This is a genomic window from Bradyrhizobium sp. BRP23 (assembly GCF_020194135.1).
GTDB classification, from domain to species: domain Bacteria; phylum Pseudomonadota; class Alphaproteobacteria; order Rhizobiales; family Xanthobacteraceae; genus Bradyrhizobium; species Bradyrhizobium yuanmingense.
The window spans coordinates 110,977-129,684 of the sequence record NZ_JADYVW010000014.1 but is presented as its reverse complement, the minus strand read 5'-3'; the positions used below and the strand labels follow the sequence as shown (position 1 = coordinate 129,684).

The following is an 18,708-nucleotide window of genomic DNA, read 5'->3' as shown; positions in this document are numbered from 1 at the left end:
TGGTCTGGTAATACGGGAGCAGCCCGGACGATGCAAGGTTCCTGCGCCCGGCGGCATCGCAGCCATGGCCCGAAGGTCGGGCTCTACGCTCGTCATCTTCGTCGTGCCGCGAGTTCGTTCCGCGCTCCCGCATTCGCGGAGGGATGTGCTCAGCCCCGGCAATGACCTGCTGTCGAAATCGAGCTGAAGTTAGCGCTCGTCCACGATGACCTTGCCGTCATTCGGCAGCGTGCCGGGACCGACCAGCTCGACGGCTCCTCCGAGCTTCGTTATCGCGCGCAAGCTGGCCGCGATGTCGTCGCGTAGCGAGTCGCTAGGGGGCGCAGCTTCCGCTCTCAACGTCATGGCGTCGGTCTCGCCTTGGCGCGTGACGATGAGGCGAAGTCTTCCGAGCCCCGCGTGGCGCTTGCCGATCTCGGCGATCTGCTCGGGCCGGACGAACATGCCCTTGATCTTGGTGGTCTGGTCGGCGCGGCCCATCCAGCCTTTGATGCGCATGTTGGTGCGCCCGCACGGGCTCGTGCCGGACAGGGCCGCGGTGAGGTCGCCGAGCGCGAGCCGAATCCAGGGATGGTGCGGGTCGAGCGAAGTCACGACAATCTCGCCGACGTCACCTGGTGCGACCGGATCGCCAGTGCCGGGCTTGACGATCTCCAGGATCAGGTCCTCGTTCACGACCATGCCTTCGCGGGCCTCGGTCTCGAAGGCGATGAGGCCGAGATCGGCGGTACCGAAGGCCTGGTAGGCATCGATGCCGCGCCCCTTGATCTCGGCCTGGAGCGAGGGCGGAAACGCTGCGCCCGAGACCAGCGCGCGCTTGATCGAGGAAACGTCACGCCCCGAGCTTGCCGCGGCATCGAGCAGAATCTTCAAGAAGTCCGGCGTGCCGCTGTAGCCGACCGGCCGGTAGGCCTCGATCAGCTCGAACTGCTGTTCTGTGTTGCCGGGGCCGGCCGGGATCACCGCGCAGCCGAGCGCGCGCGCCGACGCATCGAAGATGAACCCACCGGGGGTGAGATGGTAGCTGAAGGTATTGAGGACGATGTCGTCGGGGCGGAACCCGGCTGCGAACAGCGCCCTTGCGCCGCGCCAGGGATCGGCTTGTCGCCCTTCCGGCTCGAAGATTGGACCGGGGGAGGTGAACAGGCGGGCGAACGAGCCAGGCGCCGCCGCCACGAAGCCTCCGAAGGGCGCGGAGGCCTTGTGCAGGGCGGGCAGTTCCGACTTGCGCAACACCGGCAAATCCGCCAGAGCCGCCCTGGAGGTCACGGCGGCGGGATCGAAGCCTTTCAGCCGCTCGGCATAGGCCGGGGCGGCCATCGCGGCTCGCAGCACCTCCGGGAGGCGGGCGAACAGGTCGGCCTCGCGCGCGGCTTGCTCACGCGTCTCGCGGGCGTCGTAATGGGCGGTCATGGCTGTTCTTTCCGTGTTGGCATCCGTTGCGCGCCGCCACCGGCATGGCTATCAGACCGCCAGTGGCGAGGCTTGAAAGGGACCCGATGGCGGACGAAGGAATCATTGCGGCGGACGAGGCGTCGAACGTCGTTGCGCGCCTGAAGCGCCGTATGATCGACGAGGCGCTGCCGCTGTGGTCGACGGTCGGCTGGGATCACGCCGCAGGCGGCTTCATCGACCGGCTGCACCGCGACGGTGCGGCGGATGCCGCCGCGCCCCGGCGCGTGTTCGTGCAGGCCCGCCAGATCTGGTGCTACGCCAAGGCGGCACAGATGGGCTGGTATCCTGAGGGGCGCGCGATTGCGCTGAAGGGGCTGGAGCACCTGCTGGCCAAAGCGAAGGCGCCCGATGGCCGGCCTGGCTATGTGCACCGGCTGACGCCGGACGGATCGGTGCTGGATGCCCGGCGTGATGCTTATGACCACGCCTTCATCCTGTTTGCGCTCGCCAGCGTCTATGCGCTCGACCAGGATACGCAGGTCCGCGCCGAGATCGATGCGCTGCTCGCCTTCCTCGACGGACACCTGCGCTCGCCGCATGGCGGCGTTCACGAAGGCCTTCCGGTCTCGCTGCCGCGCCGGCAGAACCCGCATATGCATCTGTTCGAGGCGATGATCGCGTGCTTCGAGGCGACCCACGATCTGTCGTTCCAGAACCGTGCCGGAGAATTCTTCGCATTGTTCCTCGCCAACCTCTACGACAAGCAGAGGCACGTATTGTCGGAATATTTCGAGGAGGACTGGTCGAAGATCGAGCCGGTCAGCGTCGAGCCGGGTCACCAGGCGGAATGGGTCTGGCTGCTGAAGAGTTTTGAACGCATCACGGGATGCCCGACCAGCCAGCGGCGTGCGGAATTGCTGGAGACCTCGCTGCGCTATCGCGACGAGGCGACGGGCTGCCTCGTCGACGAGGGCGATGCAAGCGGCAGCATCCGCCGCAGCACGCGCCGGCTGTGGCCGCAAACCGAGATCGCGAAGGCGTGGATCGCGCAGGCCGAATCCGGCGAGCCGGGTGCGGCGGACGAGGCGCGCGCGGCGCTGGTGCGGCTCGAACGGCATTATCTCAGCCATCCCGTCAAGGGCGGCTGGTACGACCAGTTCGATCGCGACGGCAAATCGCTGATCGACACCATTCCTGCGTCGTCGTTCTATCATGTTCTCTGCGCGGTCACGGAAGCCGAGCAGGTGCTCGGCTAGGCTCCTTGTGGATCACAGCCAGCGCTTGCGCCGCTTGAAGCTCTTGAGGTTCTTGAAGCTCTTGCGCTGGTCGCCGGCGCCGCCGAGGTAGAATTCCTTGACGTCCTCGTTGTCGCGCAATGCGTCGGCGCTGCCGTCGAGCACGACCTTGCCCTGCTCCATGATGTAGCCGTGGCTCGCCACGGAGAGCGCCGCGCGCGCATTCTGCTCGACCAGGAGGATGGTGACGCCGAGATCGCGGTTGATCTTCTGGATGATCGAGAACACCTCTTTCACCAGCAGCGGCGAGAGGCCCATCGAAGGCTCGTCCATCAGGATCATTTTCGGGCGCGCCATCAGCGCGCGGCCGATTGCGAGCATCTGCTGCTCTCCGCCGGAGAGATAACCGGCAAGGCCGGTGCGCTCCTTCAAGCGCGGGAAATAGCTGAAGACCATGTCGAGGTCGGCGTCGACCTCGCGGTCCCGGCGCGTGAAGGCGCCGAGCTTGAGATTCTCGAGCGAGGTCATGTCGGCGACGATGCGCCGGCCCTCCATCACCTGGAAGATGCCGCGGCGGACGATCTTGTCGGGATCGATGCCGTTGATCCGCTCGCCCTCGAACAGGATCTCGCCGCGCGTCACCTCGCCGTCCTCGGTCTTGAGCAGCCCCGAGATCGCCTTGAGCGTCGTGGACTTGCCGGCGCCGTTGGCCCCGAGCAGCGCCACGATCGCGCCCTTGGGCACGTCGAGGCTGAGGCCGCGCAGCACCAGGATCACATCGTCATAGACGACCTCGATGTTGCGCACGGCGAGGAGGGGAGCGGACTCCACGGCGGTTGGCCTGGCGCGGGATGCTTCGAGGGTGTCGGTCATGCTTCAAAACTCCGCTGTCATCGCCCGGCTTGACCGGGCGACCCAGTATTCCAGAGGCGCCTGAGATTCATCGAGAAGCCGCAGCGTACTGGATCCCCCGCCCAGGTGCGCAATTGCGCACAACGCGAGGGATGACAGTGTTCGCGTGGTGAAAGCAGGGCTCACCACCCCAGCCATTCCGGCTTGCGCGGCAGCTCGACGGTCTTGACCTTCTCGAGCTTGATCGTGCCGTTGGCCATCAGGTCGTTCAGGTCGGCATTGGTCGAACCGGAGACCTTGGTGCGATAGAGATCGACCTTGAGGGTGCCGCGATGGTCCTTGTTGGTCCAGGTCGAGGGATTGCAGACGCCGTCCATGCCGGCCGGCACCCAGTCCTTCTTCTGGTAGAAGCCCTTGGCGACGTTCTCACCGGTGGCACCTCCGTTCTTGGCGGCCCAGTCGAGCGCTTCCCTGGCGTAGAGAGCGCTACAGACGCCTGCGATATAGTGCACCGGTCGATAGGCCTTGCCGCTTGCATCCGATATTTTCGAGATTTCCATCACCGTCTTCATGCCTGGCGCGTTGCCGCCCCAGGTTACGGCCGTGCGTAGCGGGAAGACGACGCCGTCGGCGGCGTCAGCCGCAGTCTTGGCGGCGTTCTCGTCCATGCCCCAGACATTGCCGAGGAACTGCACGTCCACGCCGGCGGTCTTGCAGGCCTTGAGCACGGAGATGTTCGAGGCTGCGGTGTTGCCGAGATAGGCGTAGTTGGCGCCGGAGCTCTTCAGGCTGAGGCATTGCGCGGAGTAATCGCCGGGCGTCAGCGCGAACACGATCGGCGGCAGCACTTCGAAGCCGAGCTCATTGGCGATCGCCTCGCCGGCGGCCTTCGGCGCGTTCGGGTACGGATGATTGCCGCCCATATGGACGAATTTCGGCTTACCGCTCTTGCCCTTGGCCTTCCAGTCTTCCGCCGCCCAGGTCACCAATGCCCGCATCGCGTCCGAATAGCTCGGGCCGTAGAAGAAGTTGTAGGGCGCGGGTTTGGCCTTGCCGCTCACGCCTTCCGGATCGGTCAGCGCCGCCGCGTAGGAGGCGGAGATATAGGGAATCTTGTCCTGCGCGACAAAGCCGGTCAGCGCTTCCGTATCGGCGGTACCCCAGCCCATGATCGTTGCAACCTTGCCGTCCGGCGCCGACCACTTCTTGTAGAGCGCGATCGCGCGCGGCACCTGATAGCCGTAGTCGTTGGTATCGAGGTTGACCTGCTTGCCGCCGATACCGCCGTTCTTGTTGATCCAGGCAAAGGTGTCGGCGACGGCCTGGCCGTAGGGCGTGCCAACGTCCGACGTCGCACCGGAGTAGTCGGCGAGATGGCCGACGGCGATCTGGGCCTGCGCACTGGCCGCAAAACCAGCGATCGCAAACGCGAGCGACGCGGTGCTTAAAAGCGATTTGGTCTTCATGGGTTGGTTCCTCCTGTTATCGTTTAAGTGAAGTAGCCGTGCTCAATGCGAGAACGGGTAGAGTTTCCAATACGCCTTGATCTGTCGCCAGCGATGCGCGAGCCCATCGGGCTCGAACATCAGGAATGCGATGATGATCACCCCGATCGCGATCTCTCGCAGAAAGGTGATGTTGGTGTTAAGCGAGAGCGCCTTGTCGATCGCGCCGCCCTTCAAATGATGGCTGATGAACTCCATCGCCTCGGGCAGCAGCACCACGAAGGCGGTGCCCATCAGCGTGCCCATGATCGAGCCGGTGCCGCCGATGATGATCATGGCCAGGAACAGTATTGAGCGCTCGATGCCGAAGCCTTCCTGGGAGACCACGAGCTGATAGTGCGCGTAGAGCGCGCCCGCGATGCCGGCGAAGAAGGCGGCGAGACCGAACGACAGCGTGCGGTACCTGGTGAGGTTGATGCCCATGATCTCGGCGGAGAGATAATGGTCGCGGATCGCCACCAGCGCGCGGCCATCGCGCGTGCGCATCAGGTTGGTGACGAGGATGTAGCTCAAGAGCACATAGGCCAGCACGACGTAGAAATATTGCCGGTCGCCCCGCAGCGTGTAGCCGAAGATCGAGAACGGCTCGGCGCTCGCCGGCACCGAGCCGCCGGAGAACCACTCGGCGCGCGAGAAGAAGTCGAGCAGGATGTATTGCGCGGCCAGCGTTGCAATGACGAGGTAGAGTCCCTTCAGCCGCGCCGCGGGGATGCCGAAGATCAACCCAACCAGCGCCGTCACGAGTCCCGCGAGCGGGATCGCGAAGAACACCGGGATCGGCGCATTATTGGAGATGTAGGCCGAGGTGAAGGCGCCGAGCAGGAAGAAGGCCGCGTGTCCGATCGAGATCTGGCCGGTGAAGCCGACCAGGATATTGAGGCCGAGCGCCGCGATCGAGAAGATGCCGATCTGGATCAAAATGCTGAGCCAGTAGCCGCTGAAGAGTTGCGGCGCGAGGCAGAGCAGCGCGACGCCCAGAATCGCGAAGTTGCGGCTGGTGGTGGTCGGGAAGATCGTGGTGTCCGCGGCGTAAGTGGTGCGGAAATCACCAGCGGGAATGAGGGCAGGGCCGGCCATGGATCAGATCCGCTCGATGTCGTGGGTGCCGAACAGGCCGTAGGGCTTGATCATCAGCACGATGATGAGAACGTAGAACGGCGCGATCTCGTAGAGATTGCCCCAGTGCAGATACTCGCTGTCGACATATTGGGCGACGTTCTCCAAAAGCCCGATGATGATGCCGCCGAGCACCGCGCCGCCGACGGAATCGAGCCCGCCGAGGATCGCCGCCGGAAACACCTTGATGCCGTAGGCAGCAAGGCCCGAGGACACGCCATTGACGACGGCGACGACGACGCCGGCGACCGCCGAGACGGTCGCCGAGATTGCCCAGGCCATCGCGAACACGCTCTTGACGGAAATGCCGAGCGACTGCGCCACCTGCTGGTTGAACGCGGTGGCGCGCATCGCAAGGCCGTACTTCGACGCGCGGAAGAACCAGGCCATGCCGATCATCATCGCGACCGACACCACGAGGCTCATGACGTAGACGGTCTGGATCTGCAGTCCGAACAGGTCGACCGACTGGCTCTCGAACACGCGCGGGAACGGCTGCGGATTGACGCCGAACATCCATTTCAGCGTCGCCTGCAGCACGGTGGAGAGGCCGATCGTCACCATGATCACCGAGATGATGGGCTCGCCGATCATCGGCCGCAGGATCAGCACCTGCACCGCGATGCCGAACACGAACATGAACACCAGCGTGATCGGCATGCCGATCCAGAACGGCACCTGGTATTTCGCCAGCAAGGCCCAGCACACCCAGGCGCCGACCAGCAGCAATTCACCTTGCGCGAAGTTGACGACCTGCGTCGCCTTGTAGATCAGCACGAACGACATCGCGACTACGCCATAGAGCGTGCCGACCACGAGGCCGTTGACCAGGAGCTGGATGAGGAAGGCGGTGTTCATGTTGGGTGACTCAGCCCGTCATTGCCGGGCTTGACCCGGCAATCCATCGATGAGGAAGGAAGACTGTTCGGAAGAGGATGGATGTGCGGGTCAAGCCCGCGCATGACGAGGATCTGTATCACTCCGCAGCCTCCGCCATGTGCCCGTGCCCGCCGAGGTCCACCACGCGCAGCGTCGTTCGCACCCGCTGCGTGGTGCCGTCCTGGAAGCGGATCACGGTGTCGACGGGGATGTCGGAATCGCCGCGGTAGATGGCGTCGATGATGCCGGCGTATTTCTCGTTGATGACGCCGCGGCGCACCTTTCGCGTCCGGGTGAGCTCGCCGTCGTCGGCGTCGAGCTCCTTGTAGAGCAGCAGGAAGCGCGAGATGCGCTGGGCCGGCGGCAGCGTGGCGTTGACGGTCTCGACCTCCTTCTGCAGCAGCGCGTAGACCTCCGGCCGTGAGGCGAGGTCGCTGTAGGTCGTGAAGGAGAGGCGGTTCTTTTCCGCCCATTTCGAGATGATGGAGTAGCGGATGCAGATCATTGCCGCGAGCGCGTCACGGCCGGCCCCAAGCACCACGGCTTCGGCGATATAGGGCGAGAATTTCAGCTTGTTCTCGATGAATTGCGGCGAGAAGCGCTCGCCGCGGGAGGTCTCGGCGAGATCCTTGATGCGGTCGATCACGACGAGCTGGTGGTTGGCGTTGAAATAGCCGGCGTCGCCCGAGCACATCCAGCCGTCCTTGATATCGGCGACGCTGGCCTCGGGGTTCTTGTAGTAGCCGAGGAACATGTTGGGGTGCCGCACCACGATCTCGCCGACGCCGTGGACGTCGGCATTGTCGATACGGATCTCGACATTATCGGCCATCGGTACGCCGGTGGTATCAGGATCGACCTTGCCCTCGGGATGCAGCGTGTAGGCCCCGAGCAGCTCGGTCTGACCGTAGAGCGTGCGCAGCGGCACGCCCATGGCCTGGAAGAACTTGAAGGTGTCAGGCCCGAGCGCCGCACCGCCGGTCGCGGCCGAGCGCAACCGGGTGAAGCCGAGGCGATCGCGCAGTGCGCGGAACAGGATCGTGTCGGCAAAGCCCGAGCGCTTGCCCTGTTCGAGCGCGGCAAGGCCCGACTTCATGCCGATGTCGAACAGGCGCTGCTTGAAGGGCGTTGCGTCCATCACCTTGGCACGGACGTCGGCGGCAATCGATTCCCAGACGCGGGGCGCGAACAGAACGAAGGTCGGTGCGATCTCGCGCAGATCGTTCATCAGCGTGTCCGGCTCTTCGACGAAGTTGATCTTCATCCGGCAGAGCAGACCTTTGCCGAGCACGTAGACCTGTTCCATGATCCAGGGCAGCGGCAGCACCGACACGTATTCGTCATCGGGACCCTTGGGGTCGAAGGCGAGATAAGTGGCGCAATGGCCGAGCACGCGTCCGGCGGCGAGCATCGCGAGCTTCGGATGCGAGGTGGTGCCCGACGTCGTGCAGAGAATCGCGACGTCCTCGCCCTCGGTGGCATCGACCAATCTGTCGTAGAGTTCCGGCTCGCGTGCTGCCCGCGCGCGGCCGAGCTCGGCGAATTTCTCCGCCGGCATCAGGCGCGGGTCGTCGTATTTCCGCATCCCGCGCGGATCGGAATAGATGATGTGCTTCAGCTTCGGCACGCGCTCGGCAAGGATGAGCAGCTTGTCGACCTGCTCCTCGTCCTCGGCGAAGACCAACTGCGCCTCGCCGTAGTTGAGGAGATAGGAAGCTTCCTCGTCCAGGACGTCGCGATAGAGCCCGAGGCTGAGGCCGCCAATGGCATGCGTCGCAACTTCTGCCGCGACCCAGTCGGGCCGGTTGTCGCCGATGATGCCGATGACATCACCGCGGCCCAGGCCGAGCTCGATGAGGCCGAGCGCGAAATCGCGCACGCGGGCCTGATAGTCGTTCCAGGTGAAGATGCGCCAGAGCCCGAGATCCTTCTCGCGCATTGCGATCTCGTTGCCGTGCTCCCTGGCATTGAGCCGGAGCATCTTCGGATAGGTGTCGGCCTGCGCGACGCGGCCCGCATAATCCATCATGCCGCGCTCTCCTGCGCCGGAGAGGCATCATCGGGATCGACAAGCACCTCGTCCTCTTCGCCGAGATAGGCACGCCTGACGTGCGGATCGGCGAGCACGGTGGCCGGATCGCCCTCGGCGATCTTCTTGCCGAAATCCAGCACCATGACGCGGTGGGAGATGTCCATCACCACGCCCATGTCGTGCTCGATCATCACCACCGTCATCCCGAACTCCTCGTTGAGATCGACGATGTAGCGGGCCATGTCCTCCTTCTCCTCGAAATTCATGCCGGCCATGGGCTCGTCGAGAAGGATCAGGCGCGGCTCCAGCGCCATGGCGCGGGCGAGCTCCACGCGCTTGCGCAGGCCGTAGGGGAGGGTGCCGGCGGTGGCCTTGCGCACCGGCTGCAGATCGAGGAAGTCGATGATCTCTTCCACCTTGCGACGGTGCTCGAGCTCCTCCTTGCGCGCGCCGGTGAGCCAGTACAGCGAGCCCGTGAGGAAATTGTTCCTCAGCAGGTGATGGCGGCCGACCATGATGTTGTCGAGCACGCTCATGTGGTGGAATAGTGCGAGATTCTGGAAGGTACGGCCGATGCCGAGTGAGGCGCGGGCATTCGGCGTCAAGCCGGTGATGTCGCGGTCCCGATAGAACAGCTGGCCTTCGGTCGGCTTGTAGCGACCGGAAATACAGTTCACGATCGAGGTCTTGCCGGCGCCGTTGGGGCCGATGATCGAGAACAGCTCGCCTTCCCTGATGGCGAAGCTGACGTCGGTCAGCGCGCGGACGCCGCCGAATCGTAAGGACACGCCGCGCACTTCGAGACTGGTAGCCACCAAACGAATCCCTCCCGGTGATGGCGCTTGATTGGCGCTCTTCCGTTCCTGTCAGGCGATCCTAGTACGGTCGTGCCGGCCAGACCATGCAGCTATTGGTCTCGACCGCACCGGCGCCACCTTCGTTCCCGTGAGGGATCAAAAGCCGCATCGCCCGAGGTGGTCCTCAATAGGGGAAAGCGCTATTTTGAAATGTCTCCGGCCTGACAATTCTGCGACAAAGTTGTCGGGCCGAGCGGGTCTTCATCTTTCGTCGGATGGATGGCCGAAGCGATTCTGTTGCAGTGCAACAGGAGCATGGGGTGACTGAACGGTGCGGCTGGCTTCGAGATCATGATTTCAGAGGATCATCTGAAGCGCATTGCCGCCTGGTCGCGTGAGCTCACACCAGCCGAGATCGAGGTCGCGCGCGCCGGAATTACGGAACGGTCCTACGGCACCGGCGAGAGCGTGTTCATGCGCGGTGATATTTTTGCCTATTGGGCCGGCATGGTGGGCGGCCTTGCCCGTATGGGCGGGGTCTCGCGCGACGGCAAGGAGACCAGCCTTGCCGGGCTGACGGCAGGGGCCTGGTTCGGCGAGGGCAGCGTGCTCAAGAACGAGCCGCGCCGCTACGACGTGGTCGCGCTGCGCGACAGCCGCATCGCGCTGATGGAACGCAGCGCCTTCATGTGGCTGTTCGAGAACAGCGTCGGCTTCAACCGCTTCCTGGTGCGCCAGCTCAACGAGCGGCTGGGCCAGTTCATCGGCATGCTCGAGGTCAACCGCACGCTCGATGCCACCGCGCGCCTCGCCCGCAGCATCGCCTCGCTGTTCAACCCGATCCTCTATCCGGAATCGACCGCGCATCTGGAGATCACCCAGGAGGAGATCGGCGCGCTCTCCGGCATGTCCCGCCAGAACGCCAACCGCGCGCTGAACCGGCTGGAGAAGGAGGGGCTGCTGCGGCTGGAATATGGCGGGGTCACGATCCTCGATATCGCGCGGCTCGGGAGCTACGGGGAGGAGCGATGATCTGCGCATTCCCGGTGCTTCCGTGCTCATAGAGTTCGACCATCGCGCGTCGGACTCGCCTTACGTCGAGCGGGTATGGCGCAGCCGGAGCCGGCGTGGCGGCTCGTTCCTGTCGATGGCCGAGGGAAATATCGAGCTTGTGGTCACCAGGCTCCCGGAGCTTCTGGCGGTGACGCTCCGAGGGCCGGTCACCCGCGGGACACTCGTCGAATGTCCCGCGAGCGGCGAATGGCTCGCGATCCGGTTTCGGCTGGGAACCTACCTGCCGGAGATACCGACGAGCGCACTGATCGACCATCAAAACATGCAGTTGCCGGTGCTGCCCAACGGCCGTTTTCTGTTTTCGGGTCTGAGCTGGGACATTCCAGGCTATGACGATGCGGAAAGTCTCGTCGCTCGCATGGCGCGCGCGGGTGTCATCGCACGCAGCCACGCGACCGATGCTGCGATCGACGGCGACGTCGACTGGATGAGCCGGCGTTCGGTTCAGCGCCACTTTCGCCGCGTTACGGGCATGACGTTCAGCAGCCATCAGCAGATCGAGCGGGCGCGTCGCGCCGCGGCCTTGCTGGTGAGCGGCAGCTCCGTTCTGGACGCGACATCGGGCGCTGGCTATTTCGATCAGGCCCATCTTACCCGCTCGGTCAGGCAACTGATCGGCATGACGCCTGCGCGCCTCTCGCGCGAGCGGCCGCAATTGTCGTTTTCATACAAGACGACTACGTCCTGATCGCAATATGCCTGGATCGCTCCGGCCGCGCTGGTGGAGCAAACATCGGAGGAGCGCTGCGGTGAGTTTTAAGGCCTATCTCGACAATATCCAGGCCAAGACCGGCAAGAGCCCGGACCAGTTTCGCAAATGGGGCAAGGACCGGGGTTTTTCGACCGGGGCGGGATTGGCCGCCGGCGTGAAAGCGGGTGCCATCGTGGCCGCGCTCAAGGACGAGTTCGGCCTTGGCCACGGCCATGCGATGGCCATCGTCGCCCTTCTCAAGGGGAAGGCGTCGTAGGTGATGACGATTTCCAAGTCGAGACATGTGGCCGGCTGGGTCATGAGCGGGCTCGTGATTGCCTTCATGCTGTTTGATGCCGGGATGAAGCTCGTCCCGCTGGACGTCGTGATCAACGCGACCGCCGAGCTCGGCTATCCCCCCTCGGCCGATCTGGCGCGCGCGCTGGGCGTGGTGGCGCTGGCCTGCACCGCGCTCTACGGCTTCCCGCGAACAGCCGTGCTCGGTGCGATCCTGCTGACCGCCTATATGGGCGGCACGGTGGCGGTTCACTTGCGGGTCGGCAACCCGCTCTTCAGCCATATGCTGTTCGGCGTCTATCTTGCTGGTCTTGCCTGGGGCGGTCTCTATTTGCGCGATTCGCGGGTGGCGGCGTTGCTTCCTCTGAGATCGCCGCCGGTGGAGGTCTGACGTCGTTACGGGGACGCCGTCATCGCGCATTGGCCGGCGCGTGCGCCGGCCACAGATCGGCGCGCCAGCGGATCGCGATTGCCACCATCGCGACGAATCCTGCGCCGGCATAAAGCGAGCCCGTCGCGGAATAGCCGATGACGTCGATCAGGCTGCCGGCCGCGAGCAGTCCGAGCGGCAAGCCATAGATCACCATCATGCGCACGCCCATGACACGGCCGCGCAGATGTGCGCTCGCGGTGCGCATCAGGATGACGGCAGCCGAGATCATCGACATGCTCTGGGCGATACCGGCGAGGACGAGGCAGGCCATCGCCACCGGCATCGTCCTGACCTCGACGAACACCAGCAGCATTGCGTACCAGGCCAGCGTTGCGCCGATCAGGAGCCGGGCAATGCGTACGCCACTGACCAGGCTGAGCGTGATGGAGCCGATTAGCGAGCCGACGGCGAAGCTCGCCGAAAGATATCCGAGGCCGGTCTGATCAGTGTGAAAGATCTCCCGCGCGATGTAGGGCAACAATCCGCCCGTGAAAGGAAATGCGGTGAGATTCGCCAGAAAAGCGACGCACAGCGCCGCGCGCATTGCCGGCCCGTTCCAGGCATAGACGATCCCCTCTTTGAGGTCGCCAAGCAGCCGCGAAACGGTGTGGCTGCTTGCGGGAAGATCGCTCGTGGTGACGGTCCTTTTCGGCTGGGTCAGGCAGAGCATGAGAAGCGCTGCCGTGAAGTAAAGGCAGGCGATCGCCACATAAACGAGGCCGATACCGAGCACGGCGAACAGCCCGGCCCCCGTCAACGCTCCGGCAATGCGCGCGCTGTCCTGGGTCGTGCGCGCAACACTGATGGCGCCCACCAGCTGCTCGGCCGGCATGATATCGGCGAGCAGCGCGCCGCGAACGCCGAGATCGGAGGGGCGGATCAAGCCCATGATCGTGACGATGATCATGACGCTCAGCGGCGTCAGATGACCGCTCAGCGCGAGGACCATGATGGTCGACGACAGCGCCGCATAGGCAAGGCGCATGACAACCAGGAGATCGCGATGGCCGATCCGGTCGCCGATCATGCCGAACACGGGCGCGACCAATGTTCCGACGAACTGGAGTGAAGCCAGCAGCGTGAGCAGCAGCACCGAGCCGGTCTCGACGATGACGTACCAGCCGAGCACCAGCGTCTCGACCTCGAAGGCCCAGGAGGTGAGCAGATCGGACGGCCACTGGAAGCGGTAGTTGCGGATGCGGAATGGCGCGAGCGCCGAAGGTCGTGCAGTGGCGCTCACGACGCGATGACGCGTGTCACGGCGATTTCCTTAACCTTGTTGTTTCTTCTTGCTGTGGCGCAACCTAACGCTGGCGATGCCGGTGTCAATCGCAGTCGCCGCAGGCCGCCCCCGCGCTCGGCTCTTACCTCGCGGCGCTGGCCGCTTTCCTGTCGGCTAACGCACTTGCCATGGCCGAGATCAGAGGACGCATGAAATAGGCTTCGTCGGCGGGCGAGACGTCCGTGCGCAAGCCATGCGCTGCGAGCTCGCCGGAAACGGCCGGGCCGACCGATGCGATCAGCGTGCGTTCGAGACCTGCGCGCAGCTTCGTCTCGCTGCCGCGCGCCTTGGCAACCTCGATCAGCCGGCGGACCTGGCCGAGATTGGTCAGGGCGATCGAGTCGATGCGTCCCTCTGCCATGTCGTCAATGGCGGCGACGATGTTGGCATCGGCAGCCTTGGAATCGTAGACGTAGGGCAGCACCGTATCGACGTCGGCGCCTTGCGCGGCCAGCGCGCCGGTCAGCGCGCTATGATCCTTGTCGGGATAGAGCTGCAGACCGAGGCGCCGCCCCTTCAGGTCGAGTCTGGCCAGCATCTCGATCACGCCTTCGGTGGTCGGCTTCTCCGTGGTCTGCTGCGTCTCGAGGCCGATCTCGCGCAACGCCTTGCCCGGCTTCGGGCCTCGGGTGAACTTGCGCGCCTGGGCGAGCGCCGCGACAAGGGCAGCGTCGAGCCCGCGGGCGCGGGCGAGCTTCATGATGCGGCGCAGGCCTTCGCCGGTCATCAGCACGAGATCGTCGAAGGGCTTGTCGATGGCGCGGCGGATCCAGGCCTCGACTGGAGCCGGGTCCGGCGCATCATGGATGGTGAACATCGGGCATTGCACGACCTCGGCGCCTTGCTCGGCCAGAAGCTTGGAAAACTGCGCCTCCTCGCGCGTTTCCAGGATCAGGATGCGGTAGCCGTTCAAGCGGTCGGCCATGGGTATGCTCCGTTGAGAATTCGCAATTGTCCGTTCATCCTGACTCCGCGGTTGGGATTGGCGCAAGGGCGGGTCGGTGCTAGAGCAGGGCGCAATCCGCTGGATCGTTCCGCTGCACAAACCTTCATCAAGAGCCGAGCCTTGCCCGACCATCAATACGTCCTGACCCTGTCCTGTCCGGATCGCCCAGGCATCGTCTCGGCGGTCTCGACGTTTCTCGCTCATAACGGACAGAACATCCTCGACGCCCAGCAGTTCGACGACATCGAGACCAAGAAGTTCTTCATGCGGGTGGTTTTCACAGCGGCCGATCTTGCCGTGGAACTCGCGGCACTGCAGACCGGCTTCGCCGCGATCGCCGAGCGTTTCGGCATGGAATGGCAGATGCGCGACCGCGCTGCGCATCGCAAGGTGATGCTGCTGGTGTCGAAGTCCGATCACTGCCTGGTCGACATCCTCTATCGCTGGCGAACCGGCGAATTGCCGATGATTCCGACCGCGATCGTCTCCAATCACCCGCGCGAGGTCTATGCCGGGCTCGATTTCGGCGGCATCCCCTTCCACCATTTGCCCGTCACCAAGGAGACCAAGCGCGAGCAGGAGACACAGATCATGGACCTCGTCGGCAAGACGAAGACCGATCTGGTGGTGCTCGCCCGTTACATGCAGATCCTGTCCGACGATCTCTCGGCAAAGCTGTCGGGGCGCTGCATCAACATCCACCACTCATTCCTGCCGGGCTTCAAGGGTGCCAAGCCCTATCACCAGGCCCATGAGCGCGGCGTCAAGCTGATCGGCGCCACCGCGCATTACGTCACGCGCGACCTCGACGAGGGCCCGATCATCGACCAGGACGTCGAGCGCATCAGCCATCGCGACACGCCGGAAGATCTCGTCCGCAAAGGCCGTGACATCGAGCGCCGCGTGTTGGCCCGGGCCATCCGCTACCATCTCGACGACCGCGTCATCCTAAACGGCCGCAAGACCGTGGTGTTCGTGGATTAGCGAATGGGGGACGAATGGTGAGTGGAGGGGGAGCGCGCCCTATTAGCTACTCCCTGTTCGCCATTCGCTTCCTCAGCGCCCCGCGCCGGCCGACGTCGTCCCCGTCGCGCCCTTCTGGGCCTGTTCTTCCTTCTCGCGATCGGCCGCCGGCATCAGCCGCTTGCGCTCGCGCTCCTTCATGTAGGCATCGTATTGCGGCGTGCCGGGCCGCGGCGGCGCATCAGCGGGCAGGCCGCCGGCCCATTGCGGGACGTAGTCGCCCATCCCGGCGGAGAGCTTCTCGTTGACCGTCCCGCAGCCTGCGAGATTGAGCAGGGCGAGTGCGGCGGCGATCGAAAGCGAGCGAGAACGCATGAATATCTCTGGTCGTGCCCCCGACGGGGCGCGGATGGTGGAGCGCCATAGGCGTTAGCGGCAACCATATCTCTCAATAGGTAAAATTGGCCTATTCGAGGGAGGGAAAAGCTGTATACAGAGAAGGTATTATAATAGGCATATTTTGTACTTGATGAGGTCGCCGCCGTTGGTACGGTATACACCGGGTATTTGTGATTGGACGGATCGTAGGACGAGGCATGCCACGGACGCACTTAAGATGTCCGGATTCTGCAAATGAGAGACTGAATCCTCCATCCCCGGTGTGGTGCGGCCCTCGTAGGGTGGCAAAGCCATCGCCCTCCGGCCCAGTGTCACAGGGCTTTTTCGTTGACAGGACCATTTCATTTGTACAATCGTACAAATAGCTCTCCGCCGTTGTTGAGGCAGATTGCGCGGCTTGCGCCGAATGGTCGCCCAACGTTCGATTGACAACGGGGTTACAGAGGACGCCATGTGGCCGCACGGCATGGCTTGTCCGTGAGTGAAGCGCGGCAAGGACCGGGTACTCGGTCCGCCGCACAAGAGGTGAGGAATGAAGGGGAGGGACATCTGATGTTCGAACGCAGGATTTTTTTACGCACCGCAGCGGTCGTTGCGATCGCGGGCCTCGCGGCCGTCGCGCCTGCCAAGGCGCAAGACACGGTCAAGATCGGGCTGATCCTGCCGATGACCGGCGGCCAGGCCTCGACCGGCAAGCAGATCGAGAACGCGATCAAGCTCTACATGCAGCAGAAGGGCGACACCGTCGCCGGCAAGAAGATCGAAATCATCGTCAAGGACGACGCGGCGATCCCGGATAAGACCAAGACTGCCGCGCAGGAGCTGATCGTCAACGACAAGGTCAACTTCATCGCCGGCTTCGGCGTGACGCCGGCCGCGCTCGCCGCCGCGCCGCTGGCTACCCAGGCCAAGATTCCTGAAGTCGTGATGGCGGCCGGCACCTCCATTATCACCGAACGTTCGCCCTATATCGTGCGCACCAGCTTCACGCTGGCGCAGTCCTCGACCATCATCGGCGATTGGGCGGTGAAGAACGGCATCAAGAAGGTCGCGACGCTGACCTCGGACTACGCGCCGGGCAATGACGCCCTCAACTTCTTCAAGCAGCATTTCACGGCCGGCGGCGGTGAGGTGGTCGAAGAAGTCAAGGTGCCGCTGCAGAACCCCGACTTCGCTCCGTTCCTGCAGCGCATGAAGGACGCAAAGCCGGACGCGATCTTCGTGTTCGTGCCGGCGGGCCAGGGCGGCAACTTCATGAAGCAATATGCCGAGCGTGGCCTCGACAAGGCCGGCATCAAGGTGATCGGGCCGGGCGACGTCACCGACGACGATCTGCTCAACAACATGGGCGACGCCGTGCTCGGCACGGTCACCGCGCATCTCTATTCCGCGGCGCACCCCTCGCAGATGAACAAGGATTTCGTCGCGGCCTACAAGAAGGCCTTCGGCAACCGTCCGGGCTTCATGGCCGTGGGCGGCTATGACGGCATCCACCTGATCTACGAGGCGCTGAAGAAGACAGGTGGCGACACCAACGGCGACAAGCTGATCGAGGCCATGAAGGGCCAGAAGTGGGAGAGCCCGCGCGGTCCGATCTCGATCGACCCCGAGACCCGCGACATCGTGCAGAACATCTACATCCGCAAGGTCGAGAAAGTGGATGGCGAACTCTACAATGTCGAGTTCGCGACCTTCGAGGCTGTCAAAGATCTCGGCAAGACCAAGAAGTGACGCGCGAAAGCGCGTCATCCCGGGGCTCTCCTCACCTCTCCCGCCTGCCCTGCGGGAGAGGTCGACGCGGAGCGCCGGGTGAGGGTTCTCTCGTCGTCGGGAATCCTCCAAGTGGAAAGACCCTCTCCCCAACCCTCTCCTGCAAGCGGGAGAGGGAGTGCAGCACGGCCCTTGGCCACACTTGAGATGACCCTCGACTGCTGATGACCGCAATCCTCACCAACCTGTTCGATGGCGTCGCTTACGGCATGCTGCTGTTCGTGCTCGCCTGCGGGCTCGCGGTCACGCTGGGCCTGATGAACTTCGTCAATCTCGCCCACGGCGCCTTCGCGATGGCGGGGGGCTATATCTGCATGGTGCTGGTCAACCGGATGGGTTGGCCGTTCTTCGCCGCTTTGCCGCTCGCTTTCGTCTCCTCGGCTGCAATCGGCATCGCGCTCGAACGGACGCTGTACCGTCATCTCTACGCCCGCAGCCATCTCGACCAGGTGCTGTTCACGATCGGCCTGACCTTCATGTCGGTGGCAGCCGTCGATTACATCCAGGGATCCTCGCGGGTCTTCATCAATTTGCCCGCCGCGCTCCAAGGCCAGTTCGATCTGTTCGGCGTCGGCATCGGCCGCTACCGGCTGATGATCATCGTGATCTGCGGCCTGCTGACCATCGCGCTTCAAATGGTTCTGGCGAAGACGCGTTTCGGCAGCCGCCTGCGGGCGGCGGTCGATGACCCCCGCGCCGCGAGCGGTCTCGGCATCAACGTGCCGCAGGTGTTCGCTTTCACCTTTGCCTTCGGTTGCGGGCTCGCCGGCCTCGGCGGCGCGCTCAGCGCCGAGATCCTCGGCCTCGATCCGTATTTCCCGCTGAAGTTCATGATCTACTTCCTGATCGTGGTCACCGTCGGCGGCTCCTCCTCGATAACGGGCCCGTTCCTCGCCTCGCTACTGCTCGGCATCGGCGACGTCGCCGGCAAATATTACGTGCCGAAGATGGGCCCCTTCGTGATCTACACCATCATGATCGTGATCCTGATCTGGCGCCCGAACGGCCTGTTCGGCCGAACGGCCGCGCGTTGAGTTCACCG

The 18,708-nt window shown here is 64.1% G+C and carries 18 protein-coding genes; 8 read left to right on the top strand and 10 right to left on the bottom strand.

The window, feature by feature from the left end; translation table 11 throughout:
- Nucleotides 1-189: 189 nt before the first annotated feature.
- Nucleotides 190-1,413, bottom strand: a complete 1,224-nt coding sequence (locus tag I6F24_RS30160; RefSeq protein ID WP_036029869.1) for an AMP-binding protein — start codon at nucleotides 1,411-1,413, stop codon at nucleotides 190-192.
- 86 nt (nucleotides 1,414-1,499) lie between these two features.
- Here I6F24_RS30160 and I6F24_RS30155 point away from each other — a divergent pair, with 86 nt between their 5' ends.
- On the top strand, nucleotides 1,500-2,651 hold the full coding sequence (locus tag I6F24_RS30155; RefSeq protein ID WP_036029871.1) for an AGE family epimerase/isomerase: 1,152 nt from the start codon (nucleotides 1,500-1,502) through the stop codon (nucleotides 2,649-2,651).
- 12 nt (nucleotides 2,652-2,663) lie between these two features.
- Here the strand turns inward: I6F24_RS30155 and I6F24_RS30150 are convergent, their stop codons facing one another.
- The 6 genes from I6F24_RS30150 to I6F24_RS30125 form a co-directional block, all read right to left on the bottom strand.
- Entirely contained in the window at nucleotides 2,664-3,503 is an 840-nt protein-coding gene (locus tag I6F24_RS30150) for an ABC transporter ATP-binding protein (protein WP_036029872.1), read from the bottom strand.
- A 161-nt stretch (nucleotides 3,504-3,664) separates the two neighbouring features.
- Nucleotides 3,665-4,948, bottom strand: coding sequence for an ABC transporter substrate-binding protein (locus I6F24_RS30145; RefSeq protein WP_036015698.1), 1,284 nt, complete (start codon nucleotides 4,946-4,948; stop codon nucleotides 3,665-3,667).
- A gap of 42 nt (nucleotides 4,949-4,990) precedes the next feature.
- Nucleotides 4,991-6,064, bottom strand: a complete 1,074-nt coding sequence (locus tag I6F24_RS30140) for a branched-chain amino acid ABC transporter permease (RefSeq protein ID WP_036015700.1) — start codon at nucleotides 6,062-6,064, stop codon at nucleotides 4,991-4,993.
- A 3-nt stretch (nucleotides 6,065-6,067) separates the two neighbouring features.
- Entirely contained in the window at nucleotides 6,068-6,961 is an 894-nt protein-coding gene (locus I6F24_RS30135) for a branched-chain amino acid ABC transporter permease (protein ID WP_036029874.1), read from the bottom strand.
- A gap of 118 nt (nucleotides 6,962-7,079) precedes the next feature.
- On the bottom strand, nucleotides 7,080-9,011 hold the full coding sequence (locus tag I6F24_RS30130) for a long-chain fatty acid--CoA ligase (protein WP_036029876.1): 1,932 nt from the start codon (nucleotides 9,009-9,011) through the stop codon (nucleotides 7,080-7,082).
- Nucleotides 9,008-9,829, bottom strand: a complete 822-nt coding sequence (locus I6F24_RS30125; RefSeq protein ID WP_036029911.1) for an ABC transporter ATP-binding protein — start codon at nucleotides 9,827-9,829, stop codon at nucleotides 9,008-9,010. Before I6F24_RS30125 ends, I6F24_RS30130 begins: the two co-directional genes overlap by 4 nt.
- 333 nt (nucleotides 9,830-10,162) lie before the next feature.
- On the opposite strand from I6F24_RS30125, the gene I6F24_RS30120 reads away from it, so the two are divergent.
- From I6F24_RS30120 to I6F24_RS30105, 4 genes are all read left to right on the top strand, one after another.
- Nucleotides 10,163-10,843 (top strand): Crp/Fnr family transcriptional regulator, encoded by a 681-nt coding sequence (locus tag I6F24_RS30120; protein WP_036015705.1) that lies wholly within the window; start codon nucleotides 10,163-10,165, stop codon nucleotides 10,841-10,843.
- A 115-nt stretch (nucleotides 10,844-10,958) separates the two neighbouring features.
- Nucleotides 10,959-11,573 (top strand): helix-turn-helix domain-containing protein, encoded by a 615-nt coding sequence (locus I6F24_RS30115; protein WP_158644890.1) that lies wholly within the window; start codon nucleotides 10,959-10,961, stop codon nucleotides 11,571-11,573.
- Nucleotides 11,574-11,634: 61 nt separating this feature from the next.
- A complete protein-coding gene (locus I6F24_RS30110) occupies nucleotides 11,635-11,853 on the top strand; it encodes a DUF4287 domain-containing protein (protein WP_036015710.1) in 219 nt (72 codons plus the stop codon).
- Nucleotides 11,854-11,856: 3 nt separating this feature from the next.
- Entirely contained in the window at nucleotides 11,857-12,264 is a 408-nt protein-coding gene (locus tag I6F24_RS30105; RefSeq protein ID WP_036029880.1) for a DoxX family protein, read from the top strand.
- A gap of 19 nt (nucleotides 12,265-12,283) precedes the next feature.
- Here I6F24_RS30105 and I6F24_RS30100 read toward each other — a convergent pair whose 3' ends face one another.
- Nucleotides 12,284-13,546 (bottom strand): MFS transporter, encoded by a 1,263-nt coding sequence (locus I6F24_RS30100; protein WP_036029884.1) that lies wholly within the window; start codon nucleotides 13,544-13,546, stop codon nucleotides 12,284-12,286.
- Between the two features lie 124 nt (nucleotides 13,547-13,670).
- Nucleotides 13,671-14,513, bottom strand: coding sequence for a uroporphyrinogen-III synthase (locus I6F24_RS30095; RefSeq protein ID WP_036029887.1), 843 nt, complete (start codon nucleotides 14,511-14,513; stop codon nucleotides 13,671-13,673).
- Between the two features lie 141 nt (nucleotides 14,514-14,654).
- Here I6F24_RS30095 and purU point away from each other — a divergent pair, with 141 nt between their 5' ends.
- Complete coding sequence (gene purU / locus I6F24_RS30090; protein ID WP_036029890.1) at nucleotides 14,655-15,518, top strand: formyltetrahydrofolate deformylase; 864 nt, start codon at nucleotides 14,655-14,657, stop codon at nucleotides 15,516-15,518.
- Between the two features lie 72 nt (nucleotides 15,519-15,590).
- Here the strand turns inward: purU and I6F24_RS30085 are convergent, their stop codons facing one another.
- Nucleotides 15,591-15,872 carry a hypothetical protein gene (locus I6F24_RS30085; protein ID WP_036043309.1) on the bottom strand — a complete coding sequence of 94 codons (282 nt, stop codon included), beginning with the start codon at nucleotides 15,870-15,872 and terminating at the stop codon, nucleotides 15,591-15,593.
- Nucleotides 15,873-16,448: 576 nt separating this feature from the next.
- Between I6F24_RS30085 and I6F24_RS30080 the strand changes: the two genes are divergently transcribed.
- Together I6F24_RS30080 and I6F24_RS30075 are read left to right on the top strand one after the other, a co-directional pair.
- Nucleotides 16,449-17,627 carry an ABC transporter substrate-binding protein gene (locus I6F24_RS30080; protein WP_036015725.1) on the top strand — a complete coding sequence of 393 codons (1,179 nt, stop codon included), beginning with the start codon at nucleotides 16,449-16,451 and terminating at the stop codon, nucleotides 17,625-17,627.
- Nucleotides 17,628-17,830: 203 nt separating this feature from the next.
- Complete coding sequence (locus I6F24_RS30075) at nucleotides 17,831-18,700, top strand: branched-chain amino acid ABC transporter permease (RefSeq protein ID WP_036015727.1); 870 nt, start codon at nucleotides 17,831-17,833, stop codon at nucleotides 18,698-18,700.
- Nucleotides 18,701-18,708: the final 8 nt, after the last annotated feature.